The following is a 14,671-nucleotide window of genomic DNA, read 5'->3' as shown; positions in this document are numbered from 1 at the left end:
GTCCCCTGCCGCTCCAGAGCCCCCGGCAGCGGGCGAGGCGACCGCCGGGCCCTTCAAGGAGCCCCTGCCGCGCGCGGGCGGGGCTCGGCAAGCGGCCCGACCGCCCACCGGCCGGGCCACGGCCGCGTCCTCCCCCGTCCTCACCGCCCGCCGCCTCCACGCCCACTACGGCGGCTTCACCGCCCTCGACGGGGTCGACTTGGACGTCTTCCCCGGGCGGATCACCGCGGTCGTGGGCCCCAACGGGGCCGGAAAAAGCACCCTGTTCCACTGTCTGGCCGGGACGCTGCGGCCCGCGCGCGGGTCGGTGCGCCTCGGCGGGCGGGACATCACCGCACTGCCCGCGCACGCCCGCACCCGGCTCGGTGTCGCGCGGACCTTCCAGCAACTGGCCGTCTTCCCGTCGCTGACCGTGGCCGAGAACGTCCGGGTGGGCGCCGAACAGGGCCGGGTGACCGACCCGGGCACCGTGGAGCGGACGCTCAGGCTGCTCGGTCTGGACGGGCCGGTGCGGGCGCTGCCCGCCGCCGGACTGCCCACGGGGACGCTGCGCCGCGTCGAACTGGCCCGGGCCCTCGCGGGCGCCCCGCGCGTCCTGCTGCTCGACGAGCCCGCCGCCGGGCTCGACACCGCCGAAGTGGCCGCTCTGACCCGGGTCCTGAAGGCCCTGGCCGCCGACGGCACGGCCCTGCTCGTCGTCGAGCACGACCTGGACCTGGTCGCCGGGCTCGCCGATGTCGTGCACGTGATGACGGCGGGCCGGATCGTCGCCTCCGGCCCGCCCGGGCGCGTCCTGGACGCCCCGGGATCGGCGGCCGGGCGATGACCACCGTCTCCCTGCGCCACGCGCGCGTGCGCTACGGCCCCCTGGAGGCCCTGCACGGCGTCACCCTCGCCGCCCCCGGCCCGGGCCTGACCGTGCTGCTGGGCCGCAACGGCTCCGGCCGCAGCACCGCCCTGCGCGCCCTGGCCGGAACGGTGCCTCTGTCGGGCGGCGCCGTGGTGTGGGACGGCGTCGACGTGACCCGCGTACCGGCGTACGAGCGGGCCCGGCGCGGGCTGTGCCTGGTGCCGGAGCGGCAGGCCGTGTTCGGCTCGCTCACCGTGCACGAGAACCTCGAACTCGCCGCCCCGGACCACGGCCCGGCCCTCGACGCCTATCCGCAGCTACGGCCCCTGCTGGAGCGGCGCGCCGGCACCCTCTCCGGCGGGGAGCAGCGCATGCTCGCCCTGTCCCGGGCGCTGCTGGCACGCGCGCGCGTGGTGCTCGTCGACGAGCCCGCCCAGGGCATGTCGCCCTCGGTCGCGGCCCGCACCTACGGGCTGCTGAGCGGGCTCGACGCGTGCGTGGTGGTCGCCGAGCAGCGCCTGCCGCCCGCGCTGCGGGACCGGCCGGTCCTGGTGTACGAACTGCGCCGCGGGACCGTCGCTTTCGCCGGGGAGGCGAGCGAGCTGGGACCGTGAGCCGCTGGCACGCCGAGGCTCCGTCCGGCCGGCCGGACGGAGCCCGCGTGTCCCGACGGGCGGGAGCGGCTCAGATGTCGAGGCGCAGGCCGGGCACGATCACGTCGGGATCGCCGCCGATGGCGGTCTTGTTGGCGGCGTAGAGGTGCTGCCAGGTGGTCCCGTGCCGGGCGGCGACGCCGCTCAGCGTGTCGCCCTCGCGGACGGTGTAGTCGCCGCGGGAGGAGCCGCGGTCCGGGTGTGCCGTGGAACGCGCCGGCGTCTTCGAGGGCTTCGCCGGAGCGGACTCGGTGGACGTGACCGGGTCGGCCGCGGACGCCGCGGGTGCGCTGCCGCTCGCCCCGGCACGTGCCGAGCAGGTCGGCCAGGCGCCCCATCCCTGGGCGCGCTGGACCTTGGTGGCGACGGCGATCTGCTGGGACTTGCTCGCCTGGTCGGCGGTGGGCGCGTAGGCCGTGCCGCCGTAGGCGCGCCAGGTGGAGGCGGCGAACTGGAGTCCGCCGTAGTAGCCGTTGCCGGTGTTGATGTGCCAGTCGCCGCCGCTCTCGCACTGGGCGATGCGGTCCCACACTCCGCTGTCAGCCGCCGCGGCGTTTCCGGTCGCGGCGAGCAGTCCGAGGGGCGCGAGCAGTGCCGCGCCGGCGAGGACCGCCGTCGTACGAACCTTGTTCTTCCGAGCGTTGTCGCGCGTGGTATCGGCACATTCGGACATGTAGTTCCCTCTCGAAACACCCGGGGTCCCCCAAGGCGGGGCGCCACCCCCGCGCCATGGGGCGCGTGGGTCGCGCTCGCCCCGTCCGCCGGTGTGGCGCTGCGCGTGGTTCCGGAGAATCACGCGGCCGGCGGACGTACCCGAGCGGTGCTCGCTGCACACGGCCGAGGAATCTAAGGAGGTTGACGGTCCGTCATCAACCGGTCGCCCGTCTTGCCAGGCCAGTTCCCCGATACCTCGGGTAACGGCTATTTCAGGACACCCACTTCATTCCCGGATTTCCTGATATATCGACCAACCCACCCGACGACCTGTGACCCACCTCACCCCTTCAACACCCTTTACCAAGCGGCGACTTGACGGTGAGTACGCGATTCCGCGCCGAGCGTGACCCTGTGCGCTGGATGGTTCGATTCCGTTCGCTCTGGGGCGTGACTCCCGCCACAGATCGTCCGTTGTCTTCTTCATGAGCCGGGGCCCACCCGGACCACGGGCCGGGAGCCACCCGGCCTCGCCACGCACCGCATCCCCGAGGGAGCCACCCGTGCCGCGCATGCTCGACGTCAGCGACGAGGTACGCGCCGAGATCGGCGACGAAGAAGCCGACCGCCTGCTCGCCGGAGAGACCGCCCCGGGCAGTTACGACTGCACGTCCTGCCGCACTCCGGGCAACACCGAGCAGGAGCGCACCAGCACCGTCCTGTTCATCGGGGACGAGACCGCCGTCCTCGCCTTCGCCCACGCCGGCTGCCTGCCCTCGCAGGTCGTCCAGGTCACCGAGGAACAGCTCCGGGGCGCCGTGAAGTCCATCACCGGCGACACCGTCGACCTGGAGCCCGACAAGGTGGTGCCCGAGCAGGCGGTGCTCGGCGTGACCAGCGGGCTCGTGCTGATCGCCGGAGAGCTGCACCCGGCCCTGGTGGTGGAGCCGACGGCGCCCATCGCCCGGCCCGGCACCACGGGTTCCGGCGACGACTTCCTGCCGCTGCTCATCGAGCAGGGCTTCATGCCGCTGACCGAGCTGTCCGCCGTACCGCCCGTGCTGCACGGCTGGTCCGTGCTGCTCGCCGTGGGCCGGCTGCACGCGGTGCTCCAGCCCGGCAGCAACGGCGGCCAGCCGGTGGCCTGGTGGCAGGCGCACCAGCCGCTCCAGGTCACCGAGGGCTGGCGCGCGGCCGCCAACAAGCACCAGCAGGTGCTGCTGTTCGCCGCGCCGGTCGGCTCGATCGGCCGCCAGCCGCGCGAGGACCTGTTGCGGGACGCGCTGGACAAGGCGGCGGCGAACGGAAAGCTGGTCGCCGCGGCGCTGCCGCTGGCCGGCACCTGAGCCGCGCGTCACCCGGGCAGACCACACCCCTGCGAAAGCCGTACCCGGGCCGCATCCCTTGACCCGCGGGGTCGTTTGGACATACGTGCACGCATACGACGTTCCCCGCCGCCAGTCCTACTCGTCGATCCCCTCCGCACGCTCGGCCCAGGACTCCCAGCGCGGCCCATCGGCCACGCCGATCTACGACGCGCTCTACGCCGAGTACGTCAAGTCCTTCCGCGCACTTCCCGGCGACCGCAGCGGCGAGGAGAAATTCGGCTTCACCGCGTTCGGGAACATCCCGCACAGTACGGGCTCATACGCGTACGGCAGTTCGCACAGCAGCTCGTACAGTGCCTACAGCGCGGGTGCCCAGAGCGCCCGCCATGCCACCGGACAGCAGCCGCAGTGGCAGCGCGTCGGGACCATCGGCTCGCACGGCACAGGGATGCACCATGTGCCGGCCGCACTGCCACCGGGTCGGCGGAGCGGCGTCTGAAGCGAGACCGTACAGCGGAAGGGCGGCCCCGGCTGGGGCCGCCCTTCCGCTGCTTCGTGCTACTTCCTCTTCGCGCCGCGCTTCTCGCGCACCCGCACCGAGATGTGGATCGGCGTCCCCTCGAAGGCGAACTCCTCGCGCAGGCGACGCTCGATGAAGCGCCGGTAGCCCGCCTCGATGAAGCCGGACGCGAACAGTACGAACCGCGGCGGCTTGGTGCCCGCCTGCGTGCCGAACAGGATGCGCGGCTGCTTGCCGCCCCGGACCGGGTGCGGATGGGCGGCGACCAGCTCGCCGAGGAACGCGTTCAGCCTGCCGGTCGGGACCCGGGTCTCCCAGCCCGCCAGGGCCGTCTCGATCGCCGGGACCAGCTTCTCCATGTGGCGGCCGGTGCGCGCCGAGACATTGACGCGCGGGGCCCACGCCACCTGGGCCAGCTCGGTCTCGATCTCCCGCTCCAGGTAGTAGCGGCGCTCCTCGTCGAGGGTGTCCCACTTGTTGAAGGCGAGGACGATCGCACGGCCCGCCTCGACGGCCATGGTGACGATCCGCTGGTCCTGCACCGAGATGGACTCGGAGGCGTCGATGAGGATGACCGCGACCTCCGCCTTCTCGACGGCGGCGGCGGTGCGCAGCGAGGCGTAGTAGTCGGCGCCCTGCTGGAGGTGGACGCGCTTGCGGATGCCCGCCGTGTCGACGAACTTCCAGGTGACGCCGCCCAGTTCGATCAGCTCGTCGACCGGGTCGCGGGTGGTGCCGGCGATTTCATTGACGACGACGCGCTCCTCACCGGCCACCTTGTTCAGCAGCGAGGACTTGCCCACGTTCGGGCGGCCGATCAGGGCGATGCGACGCGGCCCGCCGATGCCGCCCCCGCCGAACGTCTCGCGCGGCGCCTCCGGCAGCACCTCCAGGACCTGGTCGAGCATGTCGCCGGTGCCTCGGCCGTGCAGCGCCGAGACCGGGTACGGCTCCCCCAGGCCCAGCGACCACAGGTAGGCCGCGTCGGCCTCGCCGCTCGGGCCGTCCACCTTGTTGGCGCACAGCACGACCGGCTTGCCGGCCTTGCGCAGCAGCCGTACGACGGCCTCGTCGGTGTCGGTGGCGCCGACCTTGGCGTCGACGACGAAGACCACCGCGTCGGCCGCCTCGATGGCGTACTCGGCCTGGGCGGCCACGGAGGCGTCGATGCCGAGGACGTCCTGCTCCCAGCCGCCGGTGTCGACGACCTTGAAGCGGCGGCCCGCCCACTCGGCCTCGTAGGTCACACGGTCGCGGGTGACACCGGGCTTGTCCTCGACGACGGCCTCGCGGCGGCCGATGATGCGGTTCACCAGGGTCGACTTGCCGACATTGGGGCGGCCGACCACGGCGAGGACGGGCAGCGGGCCGTGCCCGGCCGCCTCGATCGCGCCCTCGACGTCCTCGAGGTCGAAGCCCTCCTCCACGGCGAGCTCCATGAACTCCGCGTACTCGGCGTCGCCGAGCGCCCCGTGGTCGTGCTCGGGCGCGCCTTCGTACGCGTCCGAGCCGTCGGGCTGGGTCTGGTCGTTCATGAAGTCCGTACCTCGTCGTTCATCGTGGTGGTCGGTGGAGTACCCGCTGTCCCGCGGGCTGATCCACTACTCAGTCTTGTCTAGCGCCCGGTGAAGCGCCTGGCGTTTTCCAGGTGGGCGGCGAGCTGCTTCTGGATGCGCCCGGTCGCCTCGTCCAGCGCCGTGCGCGTACGGCGCCCGCTGCCGTCGCCCGCCTCGAAGGGCTCCCCGAAGACGACGTCGACGCGGGACCGCAGCGCAGGCAGCTCCTTTATCAACCGTCCGCGCTTGTCGGAACTTCCCAGCACGGCGACCGGCACGATCGGGGCGCCGCTGCGCACCGCGAAGTACGCGAGCCCGGCGCGCAGCGAGGCGAAGTCGCCCTCGCCCCGGGTGCCCTCCGGGAAGATGCCGAGCACGCCGCCGTTCTCCAGCACGCCGAGCGCCCGGGTGATCGCCGTGCGGTCGGTGGTGTCGCGGTCCACCTTCACCTGGCCGATGCCGGTCAGGAAGGGGTCGAGCGGGCCGATGAACGCCTCCTTCTTGATCAGGAAGTGCGTCGGCCGGGGCGCCACGCCCATGACCATCGGGCCGTCGATGATGTGGGAGTGGTTGACGGCGAGGATCACCGGGCCGGTCGTGGGCACCCGCCAGGCGCCGAGCACGCGCGGCTTCCACAGCCCGTACATGAGGCCGACGCCGATGCGCCGCCCGACGTCGGCGCCCCGCAGGGAAGGCAGTTGGTCGGTCACTTCCCGGCCCGCTTCTCCTCGACGAGGGTGACGACGCACTCGATGACCTGGGCCAGCGTGAGCTCGGTGGTGTCCACCTCGACCGCGTCGTCCGCCTTGGCGAGCGGCGAGGTCTTGCGGCTGGAGTCGGCCTCGTCCCGCTTGATCAGGGCCTCGCGGGTGGAGTGCACGTCGGCGCCCTTCAGCTCGCCGCTGCGGCGGGCGGCACGCGCCTCCGGGGAGGCGGTGAGGAAGATCTTCAGGTCGGCGTCCGGCAGCACGGTCGTGCCGATGTCACGGCCCTCGACCACGATGCCGCTCGCCGCGGAGGCGGCGATCGAGCGCTGGAGCTCGGTGATCCGGGCGCGCACCTCGGGCACCGCGCTGACCGCGCTGACCTTGGAGGAGACCTCCTGGGTGCGGATCGGGCCGGACACGTCGACGCCGTCGACCGTGATGGTCGGCCCCTCCGGGTCGGTGCCGGAGACGATCTCGGGCTTGCCCGCGGCGGCGGCGACGGCGGACGGGTCGTCGACGTCGATGCCGTTGTTCACCATCCACCACGTGATCGCCCGGTACTGGGCGCCGGTGTCCAGGTAGCTCAGGCCAAGCTGCGCCGCCACAGCCTTCGACGTGCTCGACTTGCCGGTGCCGGCGGGGCCGTCGATGGCGACAATCACTGGCGTGGCGCTTTCCACAGTGGGGGACCTTCCTGGACCGGGCTGGCGGGGGTGAGGGCGCGACGGCCCCGCACAAGGTTACTGGGTGCGGGTCACTCGTCCGGCCGCGCGTCGGTCAGCCACCTCCAGCATGCACTACTGCCGGATCGCCCAGCCCCGGTCCCGCAGCGCGGCACTCAGCACGGGCGCCGCCTTCGGCTCCACCATCAGCTGCACCAGACCGGCCTGCTGCCCGGTCGCGTGCTCGATGCGCACGTCCTCGATGTTGACGCCGGCCCTGCCCGCGTCCGCGAAGATCCGGGCCAGCTGTCCCGGCTGGTCGTCGATGAGCACGGCCACGACCTCGTAGGCCCGCGGGGCGGATCCGTGCTTGCCGGGGACGCGGACCTGCCCGGCGTTGCCGCGTCGCAGGACGTCCTCGATGCCGGTGGTGCCGTCACGGCGCTTGTCCTCGTCGGCGGACTGGAGGGCGCGCAGGGCCCGCACGGTCTCCTCCAGGTCGGCGGCGACGTCCGTGAGCAGGTCGGCGACCGGCCCGGGGTTCGCGGAGAGGATGTCGATCCACATGCCGGGATCGGAGGCGGCGATCCGGGTCACGTCCCGGATGCCCTGCCCGCACAGCCGTACGGCGGCCTCCTCGGCGTGCTCCAGGCGCGCGGCGACGAGGCTGGAGACCAGGTGGGGCATGTGGGAGACGAGGGCGACGGCACGGTCGTGGGCGTCGGCGTCCATCACGACCGGCACGGCACGGCAGTGCGAGACCAGTTCCAGGGCGAGGTTCAGCACCTCGGTGTCGGTGTCCCGGGTCGGGGTCAGCACCCACGGGCGGCCCTCGAAGAGGTCGCCGGTGGCGGCGAGCGGGCCGGACTTCTCCCGGCCGGACATCGGGTGCGAACCGATGTACACGGACAGGTCGAGGCCGCGTGCCTCCAGCTCGCGGCGCGGTCCGCCCTTGACGCTGGCGACGTCGAGGTAGCCGCGCGCCACACCGCGGCGCATGGCGTCGGCGAGCACGTCGGCCACGTGCGCGGGCGGTGCGGCCACGATCGCGAGGTCGACGGGCCCGTCCGGCGCCTCGTCCGTGCCGGCGCCGAGCGCGGCCGCCGTACGGGCCTGCTCCGCGTCGTGGTCGGCGAGGTGCACGGTGACGCCCCGCTGGGACAGGGCCAGGGCGGCGGACGTGCCGATCAGCCCGGTTCCGATGACGAGTGCGGTCCTCACTGGGCGATGTCCTTGCGCAGGGCGCCCGCGGCGCCGAGGTAGACGTGGGCGATGTCGGCGCGGGACCGGTCCGACTCGATGTGCGCGAGGACGCGGACTACGCGCGGCATGGCGCCCTCGATGTCCAGTTCCTGCGCGCAGATCAGCGGGACGTCGACGATGCCGAGCTTCCGGGCGGCGGCCGCCGGGAAGTCGCTGTGCAGGTCGGGCGTGGCCGTGAACCAGATGCTGATCAGGTCCTCGGCGGTGAGGTCGTTGCGCTCCAGGATGGCCGTGAGCAGGGCGCCGACCTGCTCGTCCATGTGCCCGGCCTCGTCCCGTTCGAGTTGGACGGCGCCCCGGACCGCTCGTACCGCCACGGCGATGCTCCTTGCTGACGTGCGTGTGACTGCGTGTCGCTCTGTGTGTCAAGCCTAGTCAGCCCGCGCGGACGGGGTGCGCGGCGCCCGCCCGGTGAGACGCCGGGTTGCTTCTCCTCGGGCACATCGAGTGCCAGGATGCAACTATTTCCGATTTATTCCTATTCGGGATCATATCCACGGCATCCCCTCGGCATCCACGGAGAGACGACATGACCACCAGCACCACACGCCGCACGGTCCTCCTCGCGACGGGCGCGACCGGCGCGGCGGCGCTCGTCGCGGCCTGCGGCGGAGGCGGCGACGACGACAGCGGCTCCACGCCGACGGGCTCCGCCACCGACCAGGAGGCGGGGACGAGCGCCCCCGCCGGTCAGGAGCTGGCCTCCACGGACGAGATCCCCGTCGGCGGCGGCAAGATCTTCAAGGACGAAGAGGTCGTGGTCACCCAGCCCGAGCAGGGACAGTTCAAGGCCTTCTCGGCGATCTGCACCCACCAGCGCTGCACGGTGGCGTCCGTCTCCGACGGCACCATCAACTGCGTCTGCCACGGCAGCAAGTTCCGCATCGCCGACGGATCGGTGGCCCACGGCCCGGCGACGCGGCCGCTGCCGGCCGAGCAGATCACCGTGGAGGGAAACTCGGTTCGCCTGACGTGAGAGCCCGCGTACGCTCCCGGGATGCAGCCCGAGACCCTGGTACGCGACCACACGATCTACGCCTGTGTGATGGGTTCGCGCGCCTTCGGCCTGGCGACGGACGACAGCGACACCGACCGCCGTGGCGTGTTCCTGGCTCCCACCCCTCTGTTCTGGCGCTTCGACAAGCCGCCGACACACGTCGAGGGCCCGGCCGAGGAGCAGTTCAGCTGGGAGCTGGAACGCTTCTGCGAGCTGGCCCTGCGCGCCAACCCCAACATCCTGGAGTGCCTGCACTCCCCGCTCGTCGAGTACGCCGACGCCACCGGCCGCGAGCTGCTCGCCCTGCGGGGAGCGTTCCTGTCCCGGCGGGTCCACGAGACGTTCATCCGGTACGCGCACGGCCAGCGCCGCAAGCTGGAAGCCGACGTCCGCGCCCACGGCGCCCCGCGCTGGAAGCACGCAATGCATCTGCTGCGCCTGCTCGTCAGCGCCCGGGACCTGCTGCGCACGGGCTCGCTCACGGTGGACGTCGGCGACCACCGCGAGCCGCKGCTCGCGGTGAAGCGCGGCGAGGTGCCCTGGTCCGGGGTCGAGTCCTGGATGACCCGCCTGGAGCAGGAGGCCTCCGAGGCCGCCGGCCGCAGCCCGCTCCCGGCCGCACCGGACCGGCGGCGCGTGGAGGACTTCCTCGCCCGCGCCCGCCGCGCCTCAGCCCTCGAGGCGGACCCGTACGACGAGGTCGTGCAGGGCGTCGTGGACGACCGGGGCCGACGCCAGGGCTGAGGCCTGCTGTGCCTCGTCGAGCGCGCCCCGCAACCGCTCGACGTCCGACCGCACGCGCGCGTGGTCGACCTCGGCCGGCCCGTGTTCCCGCTCGGCCTTCGCCGCGATGAGATCCGGCACGTAGGCGGGAGCGTCGATTTCACCGAGCAGCGTCGGCAGATGCGCCTGCACCTCGCCGCTGCGCATCAGATGGATGCCGGTCAGCAGGACGCGGAAGGTGTAGAGCAGCGGCTTGAGCTCGCCGCTCTTCTCGAACAGCCGCCACTGCGTGGTCGCGAAGCCTCGGTAGTGGTGGGCGTGGTGGCTGGTGAGGACGCCGGGGGCGAGCGCGACCAGCTCCTCGTGTGTGCCGGTCGTGTGCACGACGAGCGGCGAGAGCAGCTGCTCCAGCACGTAGCCGTTGCGGCGCAGCATCAGGCGTACGAACTTGCGCAGGTCGTGCGTGACGAGGTCCATCTCGACACCGTCCCGCTCCCACATCCGCGACCGGGTCTCCTGCGGCTCGCGCAGCCCCACCAGATCGGCGGCCGGCAGCAGGTGCGCGCCCCGCAGGTCCACGTCCGAGTCGAGGGACGGGAAGCCGTAGAGGTGGGCGCCGGAGACGGTCGCGAAGAGCACCGGGTCGGGCTGTTCGGCCACCACGGGCGCCAGGTCGATGTCCAGAACACCGGTCATCCGTCACGCGTCCCAGAGCGCGCCGAGGGTCAGCAGGTCGCTCCGGTACTCGATCCGGTCGGCCCACTCGCCCGGCCAGCACTCCGCGCCCAGGTATGCGCCGGCGAAGGCGCCGGCCAGGCAGGCGATGGAATCCGAGTCGCCCGCGGTGCAGGCGGCGCGGCGCAGGGCCGTGAGCGGCTCGTCGGGGAAGAGCAGGAAGCACAGCAGCCCGGTCGCCAGGGCCTCTTCGGCGATCCAGCCCTCCCCGGTGGCCAGGCACGGGTCGGTCTCGGGCGAGACGGTGCCCACGGCGTGCTCCAGCCGGTCGAGGACCGCCAGGCACTCGTCCCAGCCGCGCGCGATGAACTGCTCGGGGCTCGGGTCCTGGGCCCGGCGCCACAGGTCGCCGAGCCAGCGCTCGTGGTAGTGGCTGCGGTTCTCCAGGGCGTACGAGCGGAGCAGACCGATCAGCCCGGCCGGCTCGGCGCCCTGCGCGAGCAGCCGTACGGCGTGCGCGGTGAGGTCGGACGCGGCGAGCGCGGTGGGGTGCCCGTGGGTGAGGGCGGACTGCAACTGGGCGGCACCGGCGCGCTGTTCGTCACTCAGGCCGGGGACCAGCCCCAGGGGCGCGACACGCATGTTGGCGCCACAGCCCTTGGAGTGGATCTGGCTGGCGTCCTGCCAGGGGCGGTCCGCGTGCTCCAGCAGGGCGCAGGCCCGCAGACACGTGTTGCCGGGAGCGCGGTTGTTCTCCGGAGAGCGGTTCCAGGCGATGAACTCCCGCCGTACGGCGTCGGCCATGCCCTCGGGTTCGAGCACACCCCGGTCCATCGCCGTCCGGATGCCCCGGCCGAGCGCCAGCGTCATCTGCGTGTCGTCGGTGACGATCGCCGGTGCCGGCAGGTCCATCCGCCGCCACGGACCGAACCTGGCGACGATCGTCGGCACGTCGCTGAACTCGGTCGGATACCCCAGCGCGTCCCCCAGGGCGAGACCGGTCAGCGCTCCGGTGGCGGCTTGCTTGTAGACGAGCGTGACCATGTCAGAAGTCCTTCCGTCCCCGCGCCCTGAAGGACACGGGGAACTCGCGGCACCCGGGCTGTCCGCGTAAGCCTAGAGATCGACTTCCTGCATCAGCATGCCGACCTCCGTGTTGGACAGCCGCCGCAGCCAGCCGGACTTCTGGTCGCCGAGGGTGATCGGGCCGAAGGCGGTGCGGACCAGCTTGTCGACCGGGAAACCGGCCTCCGCGAGCATCCGGCGCACGATGTGCTTGCGGCCCTCGTGCAGGGTGACCTCGACGAGGTAGTTCTTGCCGGTCTGCTGGACGACCCGGAAGTGGTCCGCGCGCGCGTAGCCGTCCTCCAGCTGGATGCCGTCCTTGAGCTGCTTGCCCAGGTCGCGCGGGATCGGGCCGACGATGTGCGCGAGGTAGGTCTTCTTCACGCCGTACCGGGGGTGGGTCAGCCGGTGGGCCAGCTCGCCGTGGTTGGTGAGCAGGATGACACCCTCGGTCTCGGTGTCGAGCCGCCCGACGTGGAAGAGCCGGGTCTCGCGGTTGGTGACGTAGTCACCGAGGCACTGCCGCCCCTCCGGGTCCTCCATGGTGGAGACGACCCCGGCGGGCTTGTTCAGCGCGAAGAACTGGTAGCTCTGCGTGGCGACGGTCAGACCGTCGACCTTGATCTCGTCCTTCTCCGGGTCGACCCGCCGCCCCTGCTCCAGCACGATCTCGCCGTTGACCTCGACGCGGGCCTCGTCGATCAGCTCCTCGCAGGCACGCCGGGAGCCGAAGCCCGCGCGGGCGAGGACCTTCTGGATGCGCTCGCCCTCCTGCTCGGCGCCCGGGAAGGTCTTCGGGAGCTTGACCTCCTTCTTCCCGGCGTACCGGTCGCGGTTGCGCTCCTCGATCTTCGCCTCGTACTCGCGGGGGCGCGCCGGGGCCGTACGACCGCCCTTCTGGGGCTGCTTGGGCCCGCCCTTGGCTCCGCCGCGTGCGGCGCCGCCGCGCCCGGCCTTGGGGCCGTCCTTGGTCGCTCCGGGGCCCACGTCGTAGCGGCGCTCCTCCGGGCGGGGCTTGCGGGGGCGGCCCTGCCCCTGCTTCTGGTCCCTGTCGTTGCCGGCGCCGCGGTGGTTACCGCGTCCGCCGCTCTTGCCGCTGCCGCTGCTTCGCATCAAAGTTCCGTCTGGTCGTCTTCGTCGTCGGTACCCGGGGTGACCGGGCGGCGACCCGGCACGTCGTCATCAGGCGCGTCCGGGTCGAACGACGGTACGCCTTCCTGGGTCTCGGCCTCGATCGCCTCCGCCTCCGGGAGGAAGGGCGCGAGTTCCGGGAGCTCGTCCAGGCCGCGCAGGCCCATCCGCTCCAGAAAGTAGTTCGTCGTCGTGTACAGGATCGCACCTGTTTCGGGTTCCGTGCCCGCCTCCTCGATCAGACCGCGCTGGAGGAGGGTGCGCATGACGCCGTCGCAGTTGACTCCGCGTACGGCCGAGACCCGGCTGCGGCTGACCGGCTGGCGGTAGGCGACGACGGCCAGGGTCTCCAGGGCGGCCTGGGTGAGGCGGGCCTGCTGGCCGTCCAGCACGAACCGCTCGACGGCGGGCGCGTACTCGGCGCGGGTGTAGAACCGCCAGCCGTTCGCCACGAACCTCAGCTCGAAGCCGCGCCCCTGGACGGTGTACTCGTCGGCCAGCTCGCGCAGCGCGTCCGCGATCTGGCGCTTCGGACGCTCCAGTATCTTCGCGAGGTGCTCCTCGGTCGCGGGCTCGTCCACGACCATGAGGACGGCCTCCAGCGCGGGCTTGAGATCGAGGCCGGCGACGGCACGCAGCCCGGCCGGGACCTCGGTGGCTTCCTGGCTCATGCCTTCTTCTCCTCCTTCGGCGGCTCGGGCGGCCGGTCGAACTCGTCGGTGACGGTCGGTGTCTCGTCCCCGTCCCCGCCGGTCCACCGCACGAGCAGTTCACCGAGCGCGGTCTCCTGCTCCAGCGCGACGGCCTTCTCGCGGTACAGCTCCAGCAGCGCGAGGAACCGGGCGACGACGGTCAGTGTGTCGTCGGTGTCCTCGACGAGGACCCGGAAGCTGGCCTCACCGAGCTCCCTGAGCCGCGCGACGACGATCCCGGCCTGCTCCTGCACGCTGACCAGCGGGGCGTGGATGTGGTCGACGTACACCTGCGGCTTGGGCTTGGGCTGCATCGCCTTCACGGCGAGCTTGGCGAACCCTTCCGCGCCGATGCTGATGACCACGTCGGGCAGCAGCTCGGCATGGTGGGGTTCGAGCCCGACGGTACGCGGATAGCGCCGGGCCTCGTCGTCGAGCCGCCCGCTGAAGATGTCGGCGACCTGCTTGTACGCGCGGTACTGGAGCAGCCGGGCGAACAGCAGGTCCCGGGCTTCGAGCAGCGCGAGGTCGCCCTCGTCCTCCACCTCGGCGGCGGGCAGCAGCCGTGCCGCCTTCAGATCGAGCAGCGTGGCCGCGACGACGAGGAACTCGGTCGTCTCGTCCAGGTCCCAGTCCGGCCCCATCGCCCGGATGTACGCCATGAACTCGTCGGTCACCTTCGACAGCGCGACCTCGGTGACGTCCAGCTTGTGCCTGGAGATCAACTGAAGCAGCAGATCGAAGGGCCCCTCGAAGTTGGCGAGCCGGACCTTGAAGACCCCGTCATCGCCGCCGGAACCGTCAGCCGAGGGCTGGGCGGTGCTCCCCGACTCGCCCCGGCCCTGCGGGGCCTGCGCTACGGGGGCCGCCCCGGCTTCGGCCAGGGCCCGCGGAGGAACAGCCTCGGCGCCGGTGTCGGCCCCAGAGGCGGAAGCGAGCGATTCGTGCCGGGACCCGGTCCCGACGGACTCGGCGACCGGAGGGGCGATCTCAGCAGCAGCCACCGGCCCGGGGGCGGGATGCTCATGCGCTGTCACCGACCCGGGGGGAGCATGCTCACGCCCCGCCACCGGCCCGGGGGCGGGATGCTCATGCCCTGTCACCGACCCAGGGGGAGGATGCTCACGCCCCGCCCCAGGCCCAGGGGGAGCATGCTCACGCCCCGTCGCCGACCCCGGAGTCGGATGCTCACGCC

Annotated in this window: 17 protein-coding genes; 6 read left to right on the top strand and 11 right to left on the bottom strand. The window is 72.5% G+C overall.

The window, feature by feature from the left end; translation table 11 throughout:
- Positions 1 to 826, top strand: an 826-nt coding sequence (locus CA983_RS28805; protein ID WP_244207145.1) for an ABC transporter ATP-binding protein, incomplete at its 5' end; no start/stop codon positions are given.
- Entirely contained in the window at positions 823 to 1,464 is a 642-nt protein-coding gene (locus tag CA983_RS28800; protein ID WP_086603751.1) for an ATP-binding cassette domain-containing protein, read from the top strand. The genes CA983_RS28805 and CA983_RS28800, both read left to right, overlap by 4 nt.
- Before the next feature lie 70 nt (positions 1,465 to 1,534).
- Here the strand turns inward: CA983_RS28800 and CA983_RS28795 are convergent, their stop codons facing one another.
- A complete protein-coding gene (locus CA983_RS28795) occupies positions 1,535 to 2,176 on the bottom strand; it encodes a LysM peptidoglycan-binding domain-containing protein (RefSeq protein WP_086603750.1) in 642 nt (213 codons plus the stop codon).
- A gap of 544 nt (positions 2,177 to 2,720) precedes the next feature.
- Here CA983_RS28795 and CA983_RS28790 point away from each other — a divergent pair.
- Both CA983_RS28790 and CA983_RS28785 read left to right on the top strand, forming a co-directional pair.
- Positions 2,721 to 3,503 (top strand): hypothetical protein, encoded by a 783-nt coding sequence (locus CA983_RS28790; RefSeq protein WP_086603749.1) that lies wholly within the window; start codon positions 2,721 to 2,723, stop codon positions 3,501 to 3,503.
- A gap of 85 nt (positions 3,504 to 3,588) precedes the next feature.
- Positions 3,589 to 3,984, top strand: a complete 396-nt coding sequence (locus CA983_RS28785) for a hypothetical protein (protein WP_086603748.1) — start codon at positions 3,589 to 3,591, stop codon at positions 3,982 to 3,984.
- 59 nt (positions 3,985 to 4,043) lie between these two features.
- On the opposite strand, the gene der is transcribed toward CA983_RS28785, so the two are convergent.
- From der to aroH, 5 genes are all read right to left on the bottom strand, one after another.
- Positions 4,044 to 5,540, bottom strand: coding sequence for a ribosome biogenesis GTPase Der (gene der / locus CA983_RS28780; protein ID WP_086603747.1), 1,497 nt, complete (start codon positions 5,538 to 5,540; stop codon positions 4,044 to 4,046).
- A gap of 80 nt (positions 5,541 to 5,620) precedes the next feature.
- Positions 5,621 to 6,271, bottom strand: a complete 651-nt coding sequence (locus CA983_RS28775; RefSeq protein ID WP_086603746.1) for a lysophospholipid acyltransferase family protein — start codon at positions 6,269 to 6,271, stop codon at positions 5,621 to 5,623.
- Positions 6,268 to 6,948, bottom strand: coding sequence for a (d)CMP kinase (gene cmk, locus CA983_RS28770; RefSeq protein WP_086603745.1), 681 nt, complete (start codon positions 6,946 to 6,948; stop codon positions 6,268 to 6,270). The genes CA983_RS28775 and cmk overlap by 4 nt, the downstream gene beginning before the upstream one ends.
- 117 nt (positions 6,949 to 7,065) lie before the next feature.
- Complete coding sequence (locus tag CA983_RS28765; RefSeq protein ID WP_086603744.1) at positions 7,066 to 8,151, bottom strand: prephenate dehydrogenase; 1,086 nt, start codon at positions 8,149 to 8,151, stop codon at positions 7,066 to 7,068.
- A complete protein-coding gene (gene aroH, locus CA983_RS28760; protein ID WP_086603743.1) occupies positions 8,148 to 8,510 on the bottom strand; it encodes a chorismate mutase in 363 nt (120 codons plus the stop codon). The genes CA983_RS28765 and aroH overlap by 4 nt, the downstream gene beginning before the upstream one ends.
- 212 nt (positions 8,511 to 8,722) lie before the next feature.
- On the opposite strand from aroH, the gene CA983_RS28755 reads away from it, so the two are divergent.
- Positions 8,723 to 9,169 carry a Rieske (2Fe-2S) protein gene (locus CA983_RS28755; RefSeq protein ID WP_086603742.1) on the top strand — a complete coding sequence of 149 codons (447 nt, stop codon included), beginning with the start codon at positions 8,723 to 8,725 and terminating at the stop codon, positions 9,167 to 9,169.
- A gap of 21 nt (positions 9,170 to 9,190) precedes the next feature.
- Entirely contained in the window at positions 9,191 to 9,934 is a 744-nt protein-coding gene (locus tag CA983_RS28750) for a nucleotidyltransferase domain-containing protein (protein WP_086603741.1), read from the top strand.
- Here the strand turns inward: CA983_RS28750 and CA983_RS28745 are convergent.
- From CA983_RS28745 to CA983_RS28725, 5 genes are all read right to left on the bottom strand, one after another.
- A complete protein-coding gene (locus CA983_RS28745; RefSeq protein WP_086603740.1) occupies positions 9,860 to 10,609 on the bottom strand; it encodes a nucleotidyltransferase domain-containing protein in 750 nt (249 codons plus the stop codon). The two genes, CA983_RS28750 and CA983_RS28745, sit on opposite strands and share 75 nt — an antisense overlap.
- Before the next feature lie 3 nt (positions 10,610 to 10,612).
- Positions 10,613 to 11,632 carry an ADP-ribosylglycohydrolase family protein gene (locus tag CA983_RS28740; RefSeq protein ID WP_086603739.1) on the bottom strand — a complete coding sequence of 340 codons (1,020 nt, stop codon included), beginning with the start codon at positions 11,630 to 11,632 and terminating at the stop codon, positions 10,613 to 10,615.
- Positions 11,633 to 11,704: 72 nt separating this feature from the next.
- Positions 11,705 to 12,766: a pseudouridine synthase gene (locus tag CA983_RS28735; RefSeq protein ID WP_086603738.1), complete on the bottom strand. Its 1,062-nt coding sequence runs from the start codon at positions 12,764 to 12,766 to the stop codon at positions 11,705 to 11,707.
- Positions 12,766 to 13,455, bottom strand: coding sequence for an SMC-Scp complex subunit ScpB (gene scpB, locus CA983_RS28730; protein WP_086603737.1), 690 nt, complete (start codon positions 13,453 to 13,455; stop codon positions 12,766 to 12,768). The genes CA983_RS28735 and scpB overlap by 1 nt, the downstream gene beginning before the upstream one ends.
- A complete protein-coding gene (locus CA983_RS28725) occupies positions 13,452 to 14,480 on the bottom strand; it encodes a segregation and condensation protein A (RefSeq protein ID WP_244207144.1) in 1,029 nt (342 codons plus the stop codon). Before CA983_RS28725 ends, scpB begins: the two co-directional genes overlap by 4 nt.
- Positions 14,481 to 14,671 lie beyond the last annotated feature (191 nt).

Origin of the sequence: Streptomyces swartbergensis, assembly GCF_002148965.1 — a bacterium.
Lineage (GTDB): Bacteria > Actinomycetota > Actinomycetes > Streptomycetales > Streptomycetaceae > Streptomyces > Streptomyces swartbergensis.
Note: the sequence above shows the minus strand (reverse complement) of the source record. Positions and strands in the feature narration are given on the sequence as shown.

What these genes read in the sequence shown, in the direction of transcription:
- CA983_RS28800 (WP_086603751.1), top strand. Translation starts at nt 823, where the DNA reads ATGACCACCGTCTCCCTGCGCCACGCGCGCGTGCGCTACGGCCCCCTG.
- CA983_RS28795 (WP_086603750.1), bottom strand. Translation starts at nt 2,176, where the DNA reads ATGTCCGAATGTGCCGATACCACGCGCGACAACGCTCGGAAGAACAAG.
- der (WP_086603747.1), bottom strand. Translation starts at nt 5,540, where the DNA reads ATGAACGACCAGACCCAGCCCGACGGCTCGGACGCGTACGAAGGCGCG.
- CA983_RS28755 (WP_086603742.1), top strand. Translation starts at nt 8,723, where the DNA reads ATGACCACCAGCACCACACGCCGCACGGTCCTCCTCGCGACGGGCGCG.
- CA983_RS28745 (WP_086603740.1), bottom strand. Translation starts at nt 10,609, where the DNA reads ATGACCGGTGTTCTGGACATCGACCTGGCGCCCGTGGTGGCCGAACAG.
- CA983_RS28740 (WP_086603739.1), bottom strand. Translation starts at nt 11,632, where the DNA reads ATGGTCACGCTCGTCTACAAGCAAGCCGCCACCGGAGCGCTGACCGGT.
- CA983_RS28735 (WP_086603738.1), bottom strand. Translation starts at nt 12,766, where the DNA reads ATGCGAAGCAGCGGCAGCGGCAAGAGCGGCGGACGCGGTAACCACCGC.
- scpB (WP_086603737.1), bottom strand. Translation starts at nt 13,455, where the DNA reads ATGAGCCAGGAAGCCACCGAGGTCCCGGCCGGGCTGCGTGCCGTCGCC.